The organism is Rhizobium sp. R339 (assembly GCF_002211395.1).
Taxonomy (GTDB): domain Bacteria; phylum Pseudomonadota; class Alphaproteobacteria; order Rhizobiales; family Rhizobiaceae; genus Rhizobium.
The window spans coordinates 266,997-283,070 of record NZ_LOKV01000001.1 but is presented as its reverse complement, the minus strand read 5'-3'; the positions used below and the strand labels follow the sequence as shown (position 1 = coordinate 283,070).

Sequence of the window (16,074 nt, the reverse complement as noted above, 5' to 3'; positions counted from 1 at the left end):
CCTCAAATTCTTTCCGCCAGCGAGACGGTGAAAATGCCCCACTGGTCGATACGCTGTTCGATCTTGCGGAAACCGGCTGCGGCGACCAACTGGTCCATTTCTTCCTGCGTCCGCCGCCGCATCACCCATGCCTGACCGCCACGGTGGGAAGTGAGCGCGCGGGCAATCATCTCCAGTTGCGGATGCCATGGCTGGTTGGTGTAGACGAGCAGACCACCGGGCTGCATCGCGCGGGCGATCCCGTCGAGCGAGGCGGCGATCATCGCATTGTCGGAAAAGAGTTCATACAGGCCGGAGACGATCGCCAGATCCGGAGCCGGCGTGATCGCAGCCAGCCCCTCGCCGTCAAAGGCATCCTGCTGACGGAAGCTCACGAAATCACCCAGTCCACGCGCGGCGATGCTGTTGCGGCCGGCCTCGACGTTGATCGGGGAATAATCCTGTAGCCGCGCGCTATCGGGACGCACGGCAGCCGTTTCGATAGCATCGAGGACATAACGGCCGTGCCCGGCCGCGATGTCGAGCATATGGGTGCTGCGGCCGGCTGCTTTCAGGCGCTGAAGCCCGTGGTCGATCAGTTCCTGCAAATGCAGCTTGCGCTGCCTGATGCCGCGCCAGCCGATCGCATCGAGAAACACGTTGTCGATCAACCGCCCGCCGGGACCGAGCCCGCGCGGCTGGTTTTCGTATACGTAATCGAGCGTCGAGCCGGAATCGAAACCGGTCTTGACGCCGGTCTTTATACCTTCCGACACCAGCGCGCCGAGCCTGATGTTGAGACGGCTGAGGGCCCAGTAGATGCCGCGCGGGGACATGGCGTCCAGAGGGCTCGCGAGCCGGTCGGCCTCATCCTTGGTATAGCCCTGGACATGGGCGGTGCGAAGATCGGCAGGCGCCCGAGGCTCGGCGAACCGCGCATCGATAAAACGGCGGACCTCGGCGAGCGCAATCGCGCGGTCCTTCTCGCCCAGTGTGTCGTGATAGAAGCCGGGAAGCACATGCCGCTCCTTGATGCGGCTGCCGAGGTTTTCGTAGAACCGGTGCTGCGGCGCATGTCGCACCACCCAGTCGCTGCCGGAGATCAGCAATTGGGTCGGAACGGTGATGGCGCGGGCGTCGTCGACGACGCGGGCGGCCGCTTCATAAAGCTGCAACAGAATGTTGGAGGCGATCGGCCGGGTGATCAATGGGTCGGCCTCGAAGGAGGCGATGCGCTCCGGATCGTGCGTCAGAAACCTCGCCTTGACATAGGAATCGACGAAGAATGTCCCCTTGAGTTTTTCCCAGAGCGCAATGCCTTCCCTTGCAAAAGGCACGTAGAGCTTGACGCTGAAGGCCGGCGAGGCGAGCACGAGCGCTCGGATTTGCGGCGCATAGTCATGCATCCAGGTGGTGGCGAGGACCGCGCCGACGCTCTGGGCAATCACGGCGATGTTTTCGACGGCAGTTCCGCTTGTCTCGCTGACATGGCGGACGAAGCAATCGAGGTCGCGCACCGACGCAGCGAAGGATGGCGAATAGCCGCGCTCTCCCGGTGAGCGCCCGTGGCCGCGCGCATCCCAGGCGTATAAGGCAAAATTATCGAGACCGAGTTCAGTGGCGAGATGCGCGACCCGACCGCTATGCTCGTGGCCGCGATGGAGAAGAATGATGGCGCCCTTCGGTGAAGTGCCGGTCGCAGGCCACATCCGATAAAAGAGTCGCGTCCCATCGTGCGAGACGAATTCGGATTCATGCATCGGTCTCGCCGTCGATGACGGTTGCCCACTATCGGCAGTTTGCAGCACGGTCTTCTCCAGTTCTGATCGGTGGATGAGTTGCAACCATTAGCGGAACACTGATTTGCATTCATTGCAAAAGTCTAGTCGCAAATGTAAGCCCTATACGAGAACCGACATGAAGTATCGGCTCCCCGCAAGTACGACGATCTGCACCGCCGGAGCTGGGATAGATTTTTCTGATGCCACGAAACTCCACTGAGGTAGCATGTCTGTTTATCAATTGAAGTCCCGGTTTCAGAATATCCTTCGCCCTCTGGTACGCGCGCTGGCGGCGCGAGGTGTCACCGCCAATCAGGTGACATCGGTTGCTGCCGCCGTCTCTGTTGCACTTGGCCTTTTTCTCAGCATCGTTCCGCTTCCGCAGTGGTTCCTGATGGTGCCTGTCTGGTTTCTCTTGCGCATGGGCCTCAATGCGATTGACGGCATGCTCGCGCGCGAACATGGGCAAAAGAGCATTCTGGGCGCTTATCTCAACGAGATCGGTGATGTCGTCTCGGATATCGCCCTGTATTTGCCGTTTGCACTGATCGATCCGAACGGCCTGATGCCGGCCATGGCTGTCATTTTCCTCTCGGTGCTGACGGAATTTGCCGGCATTCTCAGTCAAACGGTCGGCGCCAGCCGGCGTTACGACGGGCCGCTGGGCAAGAGCGACCGCGCGGTGCTTTTCGGCGCGCTCGGCGTCTTTGTCGCGGTTGGCGGCACTTTTGCAGCATGGACCCTGTGGCTCTGGGCAGTGGTGGCACTCCTTCTCCTATGGACGATCATCAACCGTATCAGCGCCGGTATTCGCGAGGCGCGTACGGCGGGCCGATAGGAAACGGAGCCGATCCGGAACGGTGTCGAACGCTGCTTTTACGAATTGCTTGTAATCGCATCTTGTGATCCCTCCTCCTTCCAACGACAAGTTCAACAAAGGTTGTATTTTTCGCACGCAGCCTCTTGAAAGCACAAAAGCGGTGCTTTATGTTTTTATTCATGGCAATCACGAACAAGACACCGCATCCATCGCTGCTGCGCTACATGCTGGCGCCTGACGATCAGGCCCGCCAAGCGCTTGATGACACGATTGCCGCCTATCGCAGGATGACCGACATCCTGACCGAACTCGTCGACGACAAAGCGGGCGCCAATCTCGTCGTCCTGCATGATCTCGCCTATGAAACCGTCCGCGAGCAGACGGGCTTGCCGGCGCGGCTCGTGACGCTCGGCCTTCGCGATTTCGCCGCCAATCGGGGCGTCATCCCCGAGCCGCTGCAGCTGCCGCTCGACGAAAAGCTCTTCGCCATAAAAGGCCCCTCGGACCTGACCATCGCCACGGTGCACGGACGTGTTGCCGTGCCTTTCGATGTGGCAGGCTATTCCAAGGGATGGGAGAGTATTTTTCCCGCATACCTTGTGGCGGATCACGATCGCTACGAGATTAACATCGGCGTCACGCCGAATTCCGCTCGGATGGAGGAAAACATGACGAATGAAGGCATTCTTTCACGCATGGGTCGCCTGATTGCGGGCATCGCCAATGCGGCGATCGACAAAGCGGAAGGCGTCAACAAGATCGTGGTGATCGAACAGGCGATCCGCGAGATCGATGCGGCTGCGGAAGAGGCCCGCACCGACCTCGGCAAGGCGCGCGCCGAGGAATACCGCATCCAGAGCCGCAAGGACGAGATCGTCGAAGACATGAATGCGCTGGATGAAAAGATCCGCATCGCGGTCTCCTCCGGGCGCGATGATCTCGCAAAGGCCGGCGTCGCCCGTCAGATCGATCTCGAATCCCAGATCGCAGCACTCGACAAGGCGCTGGCCGATGCCAGCGAGCAGGTGGATGAGGGCCAGAAAGCTCTGCAGGCGGTGCTCGCTGCGCGCCGCGAGGCCGACGCCCGCCTTGTCGATTTCAAGCGCAGCATCGCCAAGCATCCGGAAGAGGCTCTGGCCGGCCACGGCAGACCGACGCCGGGCGTGGGCGCTGCCCGCGCCGCCGCGGCGGTCTCGCGGCTGACAGGCGTTCCATCAGCCGAAAACGCCCATAGTTCCGAGCTGGACGAACTCGACCGACTGCACCGCGAGCAGGCGATCGAGGCCCGCCTCGCGCGTTTCAAGGCGGATAACCGGTAACACCGATGGGACTTTTCCTCGCTCCTGAATGCCTTCCCTTTGCGATCGCCGCGGCCGTGCTTGCCGGCCTGACCGCGATCGAGATGCTGGCGACCGTCATGGGTTTTTCGATCACCGAGCTTCTCGGAAAACCGGATTTCCACGGCCATGACGGCATTGCGGGCTACCTGTCCTGGCTCAATGTCGGCGGCGTTCCGCTGCTCATTCTCCTGATGATGACGCTCGGCTTCTTCGCCATTGCCGGCTTTGCCATACAGGCGGTCGCCGGCGCTTTCTGGGCTCCGCTGCCGGCCACCGTCGCCGCCGTTCCCGCCTTGGTGCTCACCTTCCCCATGGTGCGGGCGTCGAGCCGGACGGTAGCGCGGATCGTTCCGCACGACGAGACCTATGCCGTCGATCTTGACACTTTCATCGGCCGGACCGCGGAAGTGTCGCTCGGCCCGCTCGACCAGGGACTGCCGGGGCGCGTCCGCGTCAAGGACCAGCATGGAAACTGGCATGTCCTAAGAGCCAAGGCCGCCAAGGACGAAGGCCCGCTGAAGATCGGCACTGAGGTTCTCCTCGTCGATCGCAAGGCAGATGTGTTTATCGCCATACCCGCACTCGCCGATCCGGCCGGAGCGGACAATCAATCTTTCAGGGAGCAGTCATGATGTTTGACATTATTCTACCGGCCGGCATTGGCATCGTCCTGATCTTCGGCATCGGCTTTGTTCTCGCCTCTCTCTACACGCGTTCCAGCCGCGACGAGGCCTATGTGCGCACCGGCCTCGGCGGCCAGAAGGTCGTGCTCGATGGCGGTTCCGTCGTCCTGCCGATCTTCCACTCGATCGCCAGAGTCAACCTGAAGACGCTGCGCCTCGAAGTCCGCCGCGGCGAAGGCGATGCGCTGATCACCAAGGACCGCATGCGCGTCGATATCGGCGCCGAATTCTACGTGCGCGTAAAGCCCGATGGCTCCTCGATTGCGCTGGCCGCCCAGACGCTCGGCAGCCGCACCAACGACGCCGAGGCGCTCCGCATCCTGATCGAAGCGAAATTCGTCGACGGCCTTCGCTCGGTCGCCGCCACCATGAACCTCGACGCGCTTCAGGAACAGCGCATGGATTTCGTCAAGGCCGTGCAGGAAGCCGTCGGCGCCGACCTGCAGTCGAACGGTCTTGAGCTTGAATCCGTGTCGCTCACCCGTCTCGACCAGACCGACATCAAGCATTTCAACGCCAACAACTTCTTCGACGCCCAAGGTCTCGCGGCACTGACCCGCATCACCGAGGGTCGCAAGAAAGAGCGGAACGAAATCGTCCGCGATACCGAAGTCGCCATCGCCCAGAAGGACCTGGAGGCTCGCCAGCAGTCGCTGGCCATCGAGCGGACCAAGCGGGAAGCCGAGCTCAACCAGGAACGCGACATCGCCAACAAGTCCGCCGCGACGCGCGCCGAGACTGCCCAGCAGGAGCAGGCGGCAATACGTGCCGAGGAAGAAGCCCGCATCGCCGCGGAACAGGCAATCGCCGAGCGCGAGGCAGCCGCCAAGCAGGCCCGCGAAAGCGCAAACATCGATTCCGCCCGCGCCGTCCAGCAGCGCGATACAGAAGCCAAACGTGATCTTCAGATCGTCGCCCAGGAAAGCGCCATCGCCGTCGCCAACAAGAGCCGCGAGGAGTCCGAGGCGAAGGCGGCCGCCGAAACAGCCCGCGCCACCGCAATTGCGGCAGAAGAAAAGGTCGGCACCGCCAAGGCGATCGAGATCGCCGAACGCGAAAAGCAGATCGCCGTGATCGACGCACGCAAGAAAGCCGAAACCGAAGCGACTGCCGTGACAGTCGGCGCCGAGGCCGAAAAGCAGGCCGCGATCGACCAGGCGGAAGCCATCAAGACGCTGGCGACCGCCGAAGCGGACGCGGCGATCATCAAGGCCAAGGGCATTCTCGAAACCGGCAAGGCCGCGGCCGAGAGTGAGGCATTGCTCAACGACGCCCGCAACAAGTTGAGCGCCGCTATCATCGAGTTCGAAATCACCCGCGAGCGCATCCGCATCATTCCAGAAGCACTCGCCGAGGCGGTCAAGCCGATCGAAAAGATCTCCGATATCCGGATCTTCGACACCGGCGGCATGCTCGGCCGCGGCGGCGCGAACGGCGGAAACGGCATCGGCATGGGCGACGGACTGGCCAGCCAGCTGCTTGCCTACCAGGCCAACAAGCCGATCCTCGACAAGCTGCTGAAGGAAGCCGGTTTCGAAGGCGACGACGCCATCTCATCCCTGCTTGGAAATCTCGATGGCGCAAAACCGGCCGCAGCACCGGCAAAGCCGGCAATACCGTCCGCCGCTTCGGTCAGACCGGCAGCATCGGCCGCCGGTCCGGCAAAGACGATCGCCCCTTCGGCGCCGGAGAAGAAATGATTTGAGCGCAGGCGGGTCTGGACTATCTCAGCCAGCCCGTCGCCAGCGCGCTCGCCCATTCGGGCCGGCGGTTTTCCGCCGCCAGCCTCGACATGGCGAGATTGTCATAGGCGACGTTCCTGAACTCCCATGTCCAACCCGCACCCGTCTTTTCGAGAATGGCGTAGCCGGCCAGCGGATGGCCGGCTTCGACCTTGTGATAGTGAGGCAGATCGTCGTCATAGGCCGGGCAGCCGACGCTGCCGGGATTGACGATCAGACGGCCGTCGGAGAGGCGGACGGCGCGCGGGACATGGCTGTGGCCGCAGAGGATCAGCGGCAGGTCGATGCCTTCGGCGAGCGCCTCGATCGCTTCGATCGGCTTCAGGAAGACTTGGCCCTGCGGCGACACCGATTCCAGCCAGTAGAGATTGTCGTCCTTCGGTGTCGCATGGCAGAGATAGGCCTCGCCGCGATAGACGGTGTCGAAGGGCAGGCTGCGCAGCCAATCGAGGTGGGATGGCGTCAATTGCCGGTAGGCGGCGACATCCGACAGATGCATGGCCTCAGGGTCCTGCTCGATCAGATAGCGGTCGTGATTGCCGCGAACCGAAGTCAGCCCGAGCGGCGTCAGAATGTCAGCCGTCCGGCCCGCCTCCAGCGGCCCGCTGAAGAAATCGCCGAGATTGACGATCTCCTCGATACCCTGCGCCCGAATATCGGCAAGCACCGCCTCAAGCGCCAGATGGTTGCCGTGAATGTCGGCGATCGCGGCAAATTTCATCTCTAGCTGCCCCGGTAAGTGGAATAACCATAGGGCGAAAGCAGCAACGGCACATGATAATGCGCGGTGACATCGGCGATACCGAAGCGGATCGGCACGAGATCGAGGAAAGCGGGATGCGGCAGCGGCGTGCCGCAGGCTCTGAGATAATCGCCGGCGTGGAAGACCAGTTCATAGGTCCCGACATGGAAATTTTCGCCTGAGAGAATCGGGCCGCCGTCGACCCGGCCGTCGGCATTGGTCTTGACCGTCGTCACATGCCTGCGGATCTCGCCGTCGATCCGGAAGAGATCGATCCTGATGCCCTCGGCCGGCTTGCCGAGAGCGGTATCGAGAACATGGGTGGTCAGTCCGGTCATAGGGCTGGCTCTCTGATGATGAAGGGGGTCTCGAAGAAGAATTCCTCGAGATTGTTGCCCGGCCCGTCGCGGTCGACGACCAGGAAATCCGAAGCCTCGCCGAGCGCCATCAGCGGATGGTGCCAGACATTGCGGCGGTAGTTCACGCCCTGATCCCCGCGCGCCAGAAAGACCTGCGGCCTGCCGGGGCGTCCGTTCTCGTGCTCGGAAACGACGACGAGGAAGGGGCGGCCCGAAACCGGCGAAAAACTCTGGCTGCCGAGGGGATGGCGCTCCATCATGTCGACGGCATAGGGAAAGCTGCGCGGCTGGCCGCGAAACAGATTGACGATGACGCGCGCGCCCTCGCCCGCCGCCTCCGCCACGGCCAAGGCATGAAAACGCTCGGTCGTGCCGCTATTGATGAGCCGCATCGAAGCCGGATCGGCTTCGATCACCTCGCCGAAGGCAGCGAAGGCGGATCGGCTGAGCGGGCGAATGTCGAGAAATTCGGACATGGCTTCACTCGCCTTGGGCATGCCAGTTGCGGATGGCATCGATCGCCGAAAGAAGCTCCGGCAGCGTGCGATAGGTCGCCTCCCACATCTCGACGGGATCGAGGTCGAAGACGTCTTCGAGAATGCGATTGCCCGTGCCGCAGATTTTCGTCCACGGCAGGTCGGGATGTTCGGTGGCAAATTCCGGATGCGCCACCAGCAGGCGGGATGCCGCAGCACCGATGGTGAAATGGCAGAAGGTCACCGCCTTGAAGGTGAGCTTGTCCCCGGCGAAGGCCGCCCCATCCATTCCGCCGACGAAGGACAGCGCTTCGGACGCCGCCTCATACATCTCATTCAGATAGTCGATCGCGCGCCGCTCTTTCATTCGGCCTCCGGCAGCATCGATGTCAGGCGCAGCAGCGCGATCCGCTCGACCTGCGCAGCCGCGGTCGCCAATTCCTCATCCCGGCCATTGCCGATCCTCTTCTCGAAGGCCGAGAGGATATCGTCCTTGCCGAGCCCCGTGACCGCGATGATGAAGGGAAAGCCGAATTTTTCGACATAGGCCGAATTAAGCTCGGTGAAGCGGGCATGTTCGGCCGGGCTCAGCCGGTCGAGCCCGGCGCCGGCCTGTTCCTTGCGGCTGTCCGCGGTGAGCTTGCCTGCGATGGCGAGCCGCCCGGCAAGATCGGGATGGGCGCGCAGCACGCCGAGACGCTCCTCCAGGCTTGCGGCGCGGAAGGCAGCGGCAAGGGCCGCATGCACGGTTGATGCCGTCAACGGCTCCTTCACGCTGCCGGCGTCATAGGCGCGTTCGGCGATGAAGGGCGAATGTTCGAAGACGCCGCCGAAGCGGGAAACAAAATCCTCGCGCGGCAGCATCAGAGCGCGTCCGGCTGATGATGCTTGTGCCAGTGCTCCGCGATCTCGATACGGCGCGGAATCCAGACCTTGTCGTGCTTCTGCACATATTCGATGAACCGCTTCAGCGCCGCTGCCCGGCCCGGACGCCCGACGAGGCGGCAATGCAAACCGACCGACATCATTTTCGGGCTGCCGTTCTTGCCTTCCTCATAGAGCGTATCGAAGGCATCCTTCAGATAGGTGAAGAACTGATCGCCGGTATTGAAACCCTGCGGTGTCGCGAAACGCATGTCGTTGGTTTCGAGCGTATAGGGAATGATCAGGAAAGGTTTTCCGTCGACGCCCTTCACCCAGAAAGGCAGGTCGTCGGCATAGGAATCGGAGGAGTAGAGGAAACCGCCCTCCTCCTGCACCAGCCGCAGCGTATTGTCCGATGGTTTGCCCTGATACAGGCCGTAGGGCCGCTCGCCGGTGAGTTCGGTGTGCAGGCGCACGGCTTCGAGAATGTGCTTGCGCTCCAGATCCTCGGAAAAATCCTTGTATTCCAGCCAGCGATAGCCGTGGCTGGCGATCTCCCAGCCGGCTTCCTTCATCGCCGCAACGGCTTCCGGATTGCGCGCCATGGCCAGCGTCACGCCATAGACGGTCGCCTGCACCTTGAGATCGGTAAACATCCGCCAGAGCCGCCAAAAACCGGCGCGCGAACCATATTCGTAGATCGATTCCATATTGAGGTTGCGCTGCCCCGGCCAAGCCGCCGCACCGACGATCTCCGACAGCAGGCATTCGGATGCCGGATCGCCATCGAGGATCGAGCTTTCGCCGCCCTCCTCGTAATTGATGACGAACTGCACGGCGATGCGCGCCTCATCAGGCCACTTCGGATCGGGCGTCTGGCGCCCGTAGCCGACGAGATTGCGCGGATAGGTCTCAGATACCATTAAATCACCTTCTGAAAAGACGGGGAACGGTATCATCCGCAGCCGGAATGTCGAGACGGAAACTGCGCAGTGAAATTTATCCTTCCGGCACAATCATTTAGCTGCCGCCTGCTCAGGCGATCTTGCGCGCGCTGACCTTGCCCATCGGATGCAGCGAGTGAACGCGGAACGGCCCGCCCGTGCCCTCTTCGATCATCAGCGCGACGTTGGAGACCATCACCGGCTCGCCGAGCACCGGCCCGAAGATCGCCCGCAGCGCCGGCGCGATGCGCGGCATGTCGAGTGCATTGACCGGGCCCGTCACCGGCATGTGGAAACGGAACTCATCCATCACATAGGGGTTGCCCCAGCGGTGAAGATTGGCGAACTGCGCGGCCGACAGACCGTCCGGATCGCTCCGCTCGATCTCCGCTTCGCTGAGCGGCACGCGGAAACGGTCGAATTCCTGCACGATCGCCGAAGCCAGATACTGGATCTGCTCGCAGGCAGCGCTCGGCAGCAGGCTATAGAAATTGCCGAGCCGGGCGATTTCCAGGCACGGCAATCGGAAGGGAAGAACGGTTCCGGAAAAACGCATCAGATCGCGCAGGAGTTGCGATTCCGGCATGTCGGGAGACAGGTGGAACGGCGCCTTCAGAACGCCGTGGAAACCATAGCGCCGCGGTACGGCGGTGTGGAATGCGATCTCGTGAATGCCGAGACCGCGAACGGCCGGCGGCTCCACCATCTCGCCTGAAAACACGTTTCGGCCAAGCCAGTTGGCGGCCACGAGCGACAAAGGGTCGCTCGCCGGGGGCGTGAAGCAAATGGCATAGCGCATGCGATTTCCTCCATCAAGGAAGTGAGCGCCGGTGACGTCAGGCGCTGCCGATGCGCAAGCAGATAGGTGATTTGCATGACAGAATAACGAAACGCAGCCGCACGGAATTCACGTTTAACGTGAAGCCACGGCGATATGTCTTGAAATCGCAAAGCTTTCCGGCAGCGAAAATCCGCAATCCGTATCGCCTGCGATACAAACCGCCGCCTCCGCCAGCCGATGGGCAAGACCGAAGCTGACCTTGAAGCCGCCGGTCAACGCGACGAGCCGGGGATGATCCGGATGGCGGCCGATCATCGGATCACGGTCGATCGCCTTCGGGCGAAGCCCCGCCCAGCGTTCGACGACCGGCGCGCTGCGAAGATCAGGTACGATGGCGCGCGCCGCCTCGATCAGCGCGTCGAGCTGGGCATCGGTCGACATGGGATCACCGAAGCGGTTTTCGCTGGTGCTGCCGATCGCCGCGTGCCCGCCTTCATGCGCGACGACATAGAGCCCGTCGAGAAAGATCGTCGGCAGCGCCGGGTCGATCTCCGCCTTCAACAGCGCCGCCTGCCCCTTCACCGGCTGGCCGAGCGGCTGCTTCAGCCCTGATGTCAGGTCCTGCAGCTGAGGAAAGGATCGATGGCCCGCAGCCAGGATGCAGCGGCCGAAGGTGATGGTTTCGCCGCCGATCTCCGCCGTGCCACGGTCCGGATCGAGATCGGCGACTTCAGCATTTTCCATGATGCGCACATGTTTTGCCCGTTGCAGTAAGGCGACGAGCGCTGAAATCAGCGACCGGGGGGCGACGCGGCCGGCAAGCGTGTCATGCACGAAGCCGCTCTCGCCGGCAGAGGCCTCGACCCAGCCGTCAACCGGCGGCTTTTCCAGCACATGCCAATGAAACCGGCGCTCACCTGCCTGCCAGTGGCGCTCGGCATCCTCTGAGTGGCCGCGGGCTATACGGTTGAGATGCGGCTTCGGCAGCGGGATCAGCCGCCCGGACCTGCTGTAACCGGCGGAAAGGCCGGTCTCGGCTTCGAGTGCTGTGATTTCGGCTTCGAGCGAGACCAGCGCATCGAACTGGAACTGCTTCTTCTCAGACCAGCGGTCCGGCATATGCGGCATCAGCGCGCCGAGCAGGCCGCCGCTCGCACCCCCGCCCAGCCTGCCGGCATCGGCGAGAAGGGTACCGATGCCACGGCGCTCGGCATGGATGGCCGCCCAGAGGCCCATGATGCCGCCGCCGACGATCAGCAGGTCGCAAGAAGATTGACCGGACGCCGGCGCAGGATTATCGGCTTTTTCCATGACAAAGGTGAATCCAGATCAGATTGGCGCCGGCGCGCCGCAGCCGCTCGAATGGCGCGACGGCGATATGCCTTATTCCACAGCCTTTGGCGATCATTTTTATTGCCAGACCGACGGACGGCTGGAATGCGGCCATGTCTTTCTCGCCGGCAACGGCTTGCCGGAGCGCTGGAGCGGACAGCAGACTTTCGTGATCGGCGAACTCGGTTTCGGCACCGGCCTGAACTTCGCCGAGACATGGCGGCAATGGAAGCAGCATCGCGCCGCCGGCCAGCATCTGCATTTCATCTCCTTCGAACTTCATCCGATGCGTGGCGAAGAGATCGGCCGAGCGCTCTCGCACTGGCCGGAGATCGATGCCGAGCGCGAAGCCCTGACGGCCGCCTGGCCGCAAACGCCCGATGGCATCGTCTCGCTCGCCCTCGACGATCAGACGCGGCTCAGCGTCGTCTGCGGCGCGGCACTCGATGGCGTCACAGCGGTAAAACCCGGCTTCGACGCCTGGTATCTCGACGGCTTCGCCCCGTCCCGCAACGGCGACATGTGGTCGGAGGAATTGATGCGCGCGGTCAATGACAAGACCGCCGCCGGCGGCACCTTCGCCACCTATGCCGCAGCCGGCTTCGTACGCCGCAATCTCATCGCCGCGGGTTTTGTCGTGGAACGCCGCAAAGGCTTCGCCGGCAAGCGGGAAATGCTCTGCGGTGTGAAGGCGCCCGATCTGGCAATCGATCAGGGGCTTGCCGACGCGGAAGCGGGCCGCCTCAAGCCCATCCGCGATGTCGCCGCGCGTCTTGCGGCCAAATACGACGAGCGTTCGTAATTATTCCTTTGCCCAACTGAGATCAGTAGCTCGTAATCCCCGGCTGCTGCTCGTCCTTGCCGAGCCATTGCCGGATCTTCTCTTCCAGTAGCTCAGGGCTGATCGGCTTCGACATGTAGTCGTCCATACCGGCATCGAGGCAGAGTTCACGGTCGCTTTCCAGCGCATGGGCGGTGACGCCGATGATCGGCACGCGGTGCCCCTGCCCCTTTTCCCTTTCGCGGATCGTCCGGGTCGCCTCATGGCCGTTCATGACGGGCATCGAGACGTCCATCATGATGATGCGCGGCGTATGGCTCTCCCAGGCGGCGACGGCCTCCTGCCCGTTATTGACGACAAGGAAAGTGAGCCCCGTCGATTGCAGGATCTGGGTGAAGACGATCTGGTTGACCTCGTTGTCTTCGGCGACGAGCACATCGACGAAGTCAGCCGCCCGCTTCTGCGGCGCAGGCGCAGGCTGAGGCACCGGCACGGCCGCTTCGGCCTGTAGCCGGGCGATCTCCGCCTCCGAAGCCTGCTTCACGCGCCGGGCACGAACCACCTCGACGACGGTGTTGCGCAGCACGTTGGCGCGCGCCGGCTTCATCAGATGCGCCTGGCCGTTCAGCGCCGCGAATTCCTTTTCCGTGCCCGAAATATCCATCGAGGTCAGGAAGATGATCGGCAGCTCGGCAAAGCGGCGATCGGCGCGCAGCCGGCGGGCGACATCGGCGCCGTTCATATCGGGCATGTGATAATCGAGCACGACGGCATCGACCGTGACGCCGAGATCGGCCGCCGCCTCCAGGATCGCAAGGCCGGTGCCGCCGCCCTCGGCGGCCACGCCGTCGAAGCCCCAGAGCGAAAGCTGCTCGGTGAGGATACGCCGGTTCACCTCGTTGTCGTCGACGACGAGAATGCGCGCGCCCTGCACGTTGATCGGCAGCGGCTTCGGCTCGAGGCGGGCAGCCGCCACCGCAAACGGCAGGTTGACGGTGAAGACCGAGCCCCTGCCCCATTCACTCTCGACATTGATATAGCCGCCGAAGAGATCGACCAGGCCGGCCGTGATCGCCAGGCCAAGCCCCGTTCCCTCATGCCGCCGGGTCGAGGAGGCGTCGACCTGGGAAAACTTGTCGAAGACCGATTCCAGCTTCTCCCTGGGAATGCCGATACCCGTGTCCTCGATGCGGATGCTCGCCATGATCTCGCCGCCGGCCGCCGCCTGGAAGCCGACATCGACGAAGACATGGCCGCGCTCGGTGAACTTGACGGCGTTGCCGACCAGATTGGTGACGATCTGGCGGAAGCGTCCGGCATCTCCGATCACGGCGGCCGGCAGATCCGGTGCCGCCCGCACCAGGAGCTCGATATTCTTTTCGGCGGCATGCGACGACAGAAGCGTCGCCACGTCTTCCACCGCTTCGATGATATCGAAGGCGGCTCTGCGCAGTTTCATCTGCCCTGCATCGATCTTCGAGAAGTCGAGGATGTCGTTGATAATCGTCAGCAGCGCGTTGCCCGATTTGACGATGATGTCGATGAAGGTCTTCTGGCGCGTGTCGAGATTGGTCTTGGCAAGCAGTTCCGCCATGCCGAGCACGCCGTTCATCGGCGTGCGGATCTCGTGGCTCATATTGGCGAGGAACTCGGTCTTGGCGCGGTCGGCGGCTTCGGCGCGCGACAGGAGATGGCGCAAATCCTCCTCGCGGCTCTTCAGATCGGTCACGTCGGTAAACAGCGCCACCCAATGCTGCCCGGTGCTGACCGTCGCCTCCATGTTCACCCAGCGCTCGCCGCCGACATGGAAGACGGTCGAAATCGGCTGCCTGGCGGCGATATTGGCGCGCCACTCCTGCAGGATCTCGTCCGCCGCATCGTGGAAATCGCCGCGCGCCGCGCAGAATTCGAACATGCCGAGCCAGCCCTCGCCGGCCGCGATATAATGCGGCGGGATCTGCAGGATGTCGGCCATCGCCTCGTTGGACATCTTGATGATGCCGTCCTGGACGATGGCAAGCCCCTGCGACATGGCATGTGTCGCATCGCGCATCATTTCGCCGACCCGCTCCAGCGCGGCGCGGGTCTCGTGAATTTCCTTTTCCCGCTCGCGCACCGCCGAAATATCGGCATAGGTCAGCAGGATGCGATCGTGGGAGATCCGGCGGCTGTCGAAGATGACCGATTTGCCGCCTGTCCAGCCGACCTCGATCGGCTCCGGCTCTTCGGCTTCGAACAGGTGCTGGCGGAAAGCATAGATTTCTTCGGGCGTCTGCGTTCCGTCATAGCGCCCGAGTTCGTAATTCCGGCGGATGACATCGATGAAGGGACGGCCGTCGAAGCGATCGTCGAGCGGCAGTTCCCAGATGCTGTAGAATTCGTCGTTGACGTAGAGAATCCGGTGGTCGTTATCGAGGATCAGCACGCCGATCGGCAGCGAACGCAGGATGCTCTCGATATCTCGATGCAACACTTCTTCCTGCTTGCGGGACTCGATCAGCGCCTTCTCGCGCTCCTTGAGGGGCGAGATGTCGGAAAAGGAGCCCACGACATAGGTTCGCCCATCTGCCGTCATGACGCGGTTGACGCGCGAAATGACGGGATAGACGTGGCCGCTTATGCTCGGCATCTCGCTCTCGAGCTCCACCGAAATGCCGTCCCTGAGCGCCAGCAGGTTTTCTTGGTAGATCGGCTCAGCACCTTCCGGCCCGAACATTTCGTGTTCGGTCATTCCTAGATACTCGGAGCGGGCGCGGCCGCTGAAGGTTTCATAATACTTGTTGGCATAGATCAGGCGATGCCTGTCGTCGCGTACGAAGACGGCAACCGGCAGATCCTCAAGCACGGTGCGCAGAGCGTCGAGTTCGTTGATGCTGTCGCCCCACGCCGAATCGCCGGCGGATGCAGGCCTTTCGCCGTCGCGATAGGCGGCGTTGACGACCAGCGGCCGTCCGTCCGCCGCAAAGATGCCGATCGGATGATCGAGCTTTTCCAGCGCCTCGCGCACCTGGGCAAGATCGGAATCGTTTACAGTCCGAGGGCTGCCGCCGCTCTCCCTGTTGCCGGCGGCGCGGCGCTCACGGGCTTCGAAGATGCCGAGCACATAGATCCGCTCCGGCGACGGCGAGAAGCTTTCGATCTGGATGCGCTCATGATGGAGGCTCGCCGCGTCGAAGCATATGGCGTTTTCCTCGCTGCCGAACACCAGCGCGCGGCGCTCCTTGTCCTCGCGATCCTCTTCCTCGGGCCGGTCGAACAATTCGCGACTGCGCCTGCCGATGAAATCGGAAATCTCTCGGCCGAGGAAGTCGGCATAGGCCTCGTTGACGGCGACATAGCGCAGCTCGCTGTTCTTGACATAGGCCGGGGTGTCCAGATCGGCGATCCGGCGGCAAGCCAATTCCAGTATGTCCCCAGCTGATTTCAAGAAATTGTCGCTCCCGCAATGAA

15 protein-coding genes are annotated in these 16,074 nt (G+C 62.7%); 5 read left to right on the top strand and 10 right to left on the bottom strand.

What is annotated here, in order from left to right; translation table 11 throughout:
* Positions 1-2: 2 nt before the first annotated feature.
* A complete protein-coding gene (locus tag ATY76_RS01315) occupies positions 3-1,787 on the bottom strand; it encodes a bifunctional alpha/beta hydrolase/class I SAM-dependent methyltransferase (protein WP_088672973.1) in 1,785 nt (594 codons plus the stop codon).
* A 199-nt stretch (positions 1,788-1,986) separates the two neighbouring features.
* Here ATY76_RS01315 and ATY76_RS01310 point away from each other — a divergent pair, with 199 nt between their 5' ends.
* The 4 genes from ATY76_RS01310 to ATY76_RS01295 all read left to right on the top strand — a co-directional run bounded on the left by ATY76_RS01310 (position 1,987) and on the right by ATY76_RS01295 (position 6,303).
* A complete protein-coding gene (locus tag ATY76_RS01310) occupies positions 1,987-2,598 on the top strand; it encodes a CDP-alcohol phosphatidyltransferase family protein (RefSeq protein WP_088672972.1) in 612 nt (203 codons plus the stop codon).
* Between the two features lie 149 nt (positions 2,599-2,747).
* Entirely contained in the window at positions 2,748-3,899 is a 1,152-nt protein-coding gene (locus ATY76_RS01305) for a PspA/IM30 family protein (protein WP_088672971.1), read from the top strand.
* A 5-nt stretch (positions 3,900-3,904) separates the two neighbouring features.
* Positions 3,905-4,552 (top strand): OB-fold-containig protein, encoded by a 648-nt coding sequence (locus ATY76_RS01300; RefSeq protein WP_088672970.1) that lies wholly within the window; start codon positions 3,905-3,907, stop codon positions 4,550-4,552.
* The gene (locus ATY76_RS01295) at positions 4,549-6,303 is read left to right on the top strand and encodes a flotillin domain-containing protein (protein WP_088672969.1); all 1,755 of its coding nucleotides are present in this window, start codon (positions 4,549-4,551) and stop codon (positions 6,301-6,303) included. The genes ATY76_RS01300 and ATY76_RS01295 overlap by 4 nt, the downstream gene beginning before the upstream one ends.
* 22 nt (positions 6,304-6,325) lie before the next feature.
* Here the strand turns inward: ATY76_RS01295 and ATY76_RS01290 are convergent, their stop codons facing one another.
* The 8 genes from ATY76_RS01290 to ATY76_RS01255 all read right to left on the bottom strand — a co-directional run bounded on the left by ATY76_RS01290 (position 6,326) and on the right by ATY76_RS01255 (position 11,822).
* A complete protein-coding gene (locus ATY76_RS01290; protein WP_088672968.1) occupies positions 6,326-7,066 on the bottom strand; it encodes a metallophosphoesterase family protein in 741 nt (246 codons plus the stop codon).
* A 2-nt stretch (positions 7,067-7,068) separates the two neighbouring features.
* A complete protein-coding gene (gene uraH, locus ATY76_RS01285) occupies positions 7,069-7,425 on the bottom strand; it encodes a hydroxyisourate hydrolase (RefSeq protein WP_088672967.1) in 357 nt (118 codons plus the stop codon).
* Positions 7,422-7,922, bottom strand: coding sequence for an ureidoglycolate lyase (locus tag ATY76_RS01280; RefSeq protein ID WP_088672966.1), 501 nt, complete (start codon positions 7,920-7,922; stop codon positions 7,422-7,424). Before ATY76_RS01280 ends, uraH begins: the two co-directional genes overlap by 4 nt.
* A 4-nt stretch (positions 7,923-7,926) precedes the next feature.
* Positions 7,927-8,289, bottom strand: a complete 363-nt coding sequence (locus tag ATY76_RS01275) for a HepT-like ribonuclease domain-containing protein (RefSeq protein WP_088672965.1) — start codon at positions 8,287-8,289, stop codon at positions 7,927-7,929.
* Positions 8,286-8,786, bottom strand: coding sequence for a 2-oxo-4-hydroxy-4-carboxy-5-ureidoimidazoline decarboxylase (gene uraD / locus ATY76_RS01270; RefSeq protein ID WP_088672964.1), 501 nt, complete (start codon positions 8,784-8,786; stop codon positions 8,286-8,288). Before uraD ends, ATY76_RS01275 begins: the two co-directional genes overlap by 4 nt.
* On the bottom strand, positions 8,786-9,709 hold the full coding sequence (gene puuE / locus ATY76_RS01265) for an allantoinase PuuE (RefSeq protein WP_088672963.1): 924 nt from the start codon (positions 9,707-9,709) through the stop codon (positions 8,786-8,788). The genes uraD and puuE overlap by 1 nt, the downstream gene beginning before the upstream one ends.
* A 112-nt stretch (positions 9,710-9,821) precedes the next feature.
* Positions 9,822-10,529 (bottom strand): DUF1045 domain-containing protein, encoded by a 708-nt coding sequence (locus ATY76_RS01260; protein WP_088672962.1) that lies wholly within the window; start codon positions 10,527-10,529, stop codon positions 9,822-9,824.
* 114 nt (positions 10,530-10,643) lie between these two features.
* Positions 10,644-11,822 (bottom strand): FAD-binding oxidoreductase, encoded by a 1,179-nt coding sequence (locus tag ATY76_RS01255; RefSeq protein WP_088672961.1) that lies wholly within the window; start codon positions 11,820-11,822, stop codon positions 10,644-10,646.
* Between ATY76_RS01255 and mnmD the strand changes: the two genes are divergently transcribed.
* A complete protein-coding gene (gene mnmD / locus ATY76_RS01250; protein WP_245309645.1) occupies positions 11,821-12,645 on the top strand; it encodes a tRNA (5-methylaminomethyl-2-thiouridine)(34)-methyltransferase MnmD in 825 nt (274 codons plus the stop codon). The genes ATY76_RS01255 and mnmD overlap by 2 nt on opposite strands.
* Before the next feature lie 22 nt (positions 12,646-12,667).
* On the opposite strand, the gene ATY76_RS01245 is transcribed toward mnmD, so the two are convergent.
* Entirely contained in the window at positions 12,668-16,051 is a 3,384-nt protein-coding gene (locus tag ATY76_RS01245; protein ID WP_088672960.1) for a response regulator, read from the bottom strand.
* Positions 16,052-16,074 lie beyond the last annotated feature (23 nt).